This is a genomic window from Kineococcus glutinatus (genome assembly GCF_039542765.1).
Lineage (GTDB): Bacteria > Actinomycetota > Actinomycetes > Actinomycetales > Kineococcaceae > Kineococcus_A > Kineococcus_A glutinatus.
In genome coordinates, this window is record NZ_BAABIL010000722.1 from 1 (window position 1) to 3419 (window position 3419).

General features: G+C 76.8%; 3 protein-coding genes. 2 read left to right on the forward strand and 1 reads right to left on the reverse strand.

The annotated features are described in order from the left end of the window. Nucleotides 1-180: 180 nt before the first annotated feature. Nucleotides 181-1149, forward strand: a complete 969-nt coding sequence (locus ABEB16_RS20615; protein ID WP_345714059.1) for an aldo/keto reductase — start codon at nt 181-183, stop codon at nt 1147-1149. A gap of 182 nt (nt 1150-1331) precedes the next feature. After that, nucleotides 1332-2072 (forward strand): FadR/GntR family transcriptional regulator, encoded by a 741-nt coding sequence (locus ABEB16_RS20620; protein WP_345714060.1) that lies wholly within the window; start codon nt 1332-1334, stop codon nt 2070-2072. Here the strand turns inward: ABEB16_RS20620 and ABEB16_RS20625 are convergent. Then, on the reverse strand, nt 2062-3419 hold a 1358-nt coding region (locus ABEB16_RS20625), incomplete at its 5' end, for a PP2C family protein-serine/threonine phosphatase (RefSeq protein ID WP_345714061.1). The two genes, ABEB16_RS20620 and ABEB16_RS20625, sit on opposite strands and share 11 nt — an antisense overlap.

The following is a 3419-nucleotide window of genomic DNA, read 5'->3' on the forward strand; positions in this document are numbered from 1 at the left end:
CCACGCCTCGGCGCCCGCGCGCCCGTCGACGAGCACCTGCACGGGCAGGTTCTCCCCGGCGCGCCCGTCTCCGGGTCCGGGCGCCCGGCGGCGGCCCCGGAACCGCCCGGACCCGGAGATGGGCGACCACGGGCGACCACGCGGTGGCGGCTCCGCCGGGCACCGGGGAGGCTGCGCGGCATGGACTACGTCAAGCTCGGCAGCACCGGTCTCGAAGTGTCCCGCCTCTGCCTGGGGTGCATGAGCTACGGCGACCCCGCCCGCGGCACCCACCCGTGGACGCTGCCGGAGGACGAGGCCGCCCCGTTCCTGCACAAGGCGCTCGACCTGGGCGTGACGTTCTTCGACACCGCGAACGTGTACTCCCTCGGCTCCAGCGAGGAGATCCTCGGCCGCGTCCTGCTGGGGGCCGTGCGCCGCGACGAGGTGGTGATCGCCACGAAGGTCCACGGCCGGATGCGGCCGGGCCCGAACGGGGCGGGGCTGTCGCGCCACGCGATCCTCACGCAGATCGACGAGTCGCTGCGCCGGCTGGGCACCGACCACGTCGACCTGTACCAGATCCACCGCTGGGACCCGACGACACCGGTCGAGGAGACGCTGCAGGCGCTGGACGACGTCGTCCGGGCGGGCAAGGCGCGCTACGTCGGCGCCTCCAGCATGTGGGCGTGGCAGTTCGCCAAGGCGCTGCACCTGCAGGAGCGCAACGGCTGGGCGCGGTTCGTCACGATGCAGGACCACTACAACCTGCTCTACCGGGAGGAGGAGCGGGAGATGCTGCCGCTGTGCGCGGACGAGGGCGTCGGCGTCATCCCGTGGAGCCCGCTGGCCCGGGGCCGGCTGACGCGCGACTGGGACGCGGAGACGGAGCGCACGAAGACCGACGAGTTCGGCCGGTCGCTGTACGCGGAATCGGACCGCGCCGTCGTGGAGGCGGTGGCGCGGGTCGCCGGGCGGCGCGGGGTGCCGCGGGCGCAGGTGGCGCTGGCGTGGGTGGCGCGCAACCCGGTGGTGACGGCGCCGATCGTGGGGGCGACGAAGCCGCACCACCTGGACGACGCGGTGGCGGCGCTGGAGCTGGAGCTGTCCGAGGAGGAGGTCGCCGAGCTGGAGGCGCCCTACGTGCCGCACGCCGTCGCGGGGTTCTGACCGCCCTGCCGCGCCCGTCTCCGGATTCCGGCGCTCGACGGTGGCCCCCGAACCGCCCGAACCCGGAGATGGGCGCGGCGGGAGGCCACCCGAACCGCCTGAACCCGGAGATGGGCGCGGCGGGAGGCCACGCGCAGGGACGGGCCCGCCCGGTAGCCTCACCCGACGGGAAGGGGCGTGGCGTGGCGGTCACCGACGAGGCGATCACGAAGATCAAGGAGATGATCGTCCGCGGCGAGCTGCGCCCCGGCGACCGGCTCCCCCGCGAGCCCGACCTCGCCGAGCGCCTCGGCCTGTCCCGCAGCTCCCTGCGCGAGGCGGTGCGCGCCCTGGCCCTCATCCACGTCCTCGACGTCCGCCAGGGCGACGGCACCTACGTCACGAGCCTGCAGCCGGAGCGGCTGCTCAGCGCGCTGGAGTTCGTGGTGGACCTGCACCGCGACGACACGGTGCTGCAGTTCCTGGAGGTGCGGCGCATCCTCGAGCCGGCCGCCACCGCGATGGCCGCCGCGGCGATGCCCGAGGAGGCCGTCGCGGAGCTGCGCCGGCACCTGGAGTCCCTGCCGGCGGGCGCCTCCCCGGACGAGCTGGTCGCGTGGGACCTGGAGCTGCACCGGCGCATCGCGGAGGGCTCCGGCAACCGGGTGCTGCACTCCCTGCTGGAGAGCCTGTCCGGGCCCACGCACCGCGCCCGGGTGTGGCGGGCGCTGACGCAGACGGGCGCGGTGCGCCGCACGATGGACGAGCACCGAGCGATCGTCGACGCGATCGCCACCCGCCAGCCGGACGTGGCGCGCTCGTGGGCGACGGTGCACGTGGCGGGGGTGGAGGCGTGGCTGCGGGAGGCGCTGGCACCCGGCGGGGAGCTGAGCGGGGCGCCCGGCGGCGCACCGGCGCGGGAGGAGCCGCCGCTCAGCCGCTGAGCACCCGCACCGCCAGCAGCGCCACGTCGTCCTCCGCCCCGCGCCCCAGGTCCTCGAGCAGGGCGTCGCACAGCGCGGGCAGCGGCAGCGCCGCGGAGCGGACCGCGAGGTCGCGCAGCTCCTCCAGGCCCCGTTCGAGCTGGGAGTCGCGGCTCTCCACGAGCCCGTCGGTGTACAGCAGCAGGGTGCTGCCCGCCGGCAGCACGGCGCGGTGCTCGCGGCGCCGGCCGAACGCGGACACGCCGACGAAGGGGTCCGGCTCGGGGTCGAGGAAGCGGGCGGCGCCGGGGCGGCCGGCCGGCAGCAGCAGCGGCGGCAGGTGCCCGGCGTTGGACCAGCGCAGCTCCCGGCCGCCGGCGACGGGGGCGAGGGCGGCGTACACGACGGAGGCGAGCTCGGTGACGGCGAGGCCGCTGACGAGGGCGTCGAGGGCCTCCAGGACGGCGGCGGGGCGGCGGCGCCCGTAGGCCAGGCCGCGCAGGGCGTTGCGCAGCTGCCCCATCTGGGCGGCGGCGTCCACGTCGTGGCCGACGACGTCGCCGATGACGACGACGGGGTCCTCCCCGGGGAAGGCGAAGGCGTCGTGCCAGTCGCCGCCGACGTGGGTGTCCTCGCGGGCGGGGACGTAGCGGGCGGCGAGCTCCAGGCCGGGCAGCACCGGCAGCCGGGTGAGCATGCTGCGCTGCAGGACCTCGGCGATGCGGTGCTCGCGCTCGTAGCGGCGTTCCTTGGCGACGACGAGCGCGACGCGCCCGGCGAGGGCCTCGACGAGGGCGACGTCGTCGGGCCCGAAGCGGCGCCCGGCGGTGGACAGCACCGTGAGGGTGCCGAGGACCTCGCCCCCGGCGAGCAGGGGGACGGCGACGAACCCGCTGGTGCCCAGCTGCCGGTGCAGCTCGGCGTGCCGCTCGTCGCGGGCCTGCCCGCGGATCCAGGCCTCGTCGACCTCCGGCTCCCAGCGGGTGCCGCTGCGCATGGCCTCCAGCGCGGGGTGGTGGCTGCCGGGCAGCAGGCCGTAGCGGGTGCGCAGCTCGTCGGCCAGCGGCTGGCGGGCCGGGTCGGCGGCGACGGCGGCCACCCGGCGCAGCCGGCGGCGCTCGACGACGTCGATGAGGCACAGGTCGCCGAGGGTGGGCACGGACAGGCGGCAGAGGCGGTCCAGGGTCTCCTCGTAGCCGCCGGCGGCGGCGAGGACGTCGGAGGCGCGCAGCAGGAACTGCTGGGCGCGCTGCACCCGCCGCAGGTCCGCCGACAGCTCGTCGCGGGCGGCCTCGGCGGCGCGGCGGCGCGTGACGTCGAGCAGCAGCACGAGGACGGCCGGTCGGCCGTCGGTGCCGCGGGTGGGCA

What these genes read in the sequence shown, in the direction of transcription:
- ABEB16_RS20615 (WP_345714059.1), top strand. Translation starts at nt 181, where the DNA reads ATGGACTACGTCAAGCTCGGCAGCACCGGTCTCGAAGTGTCCCGCCTC.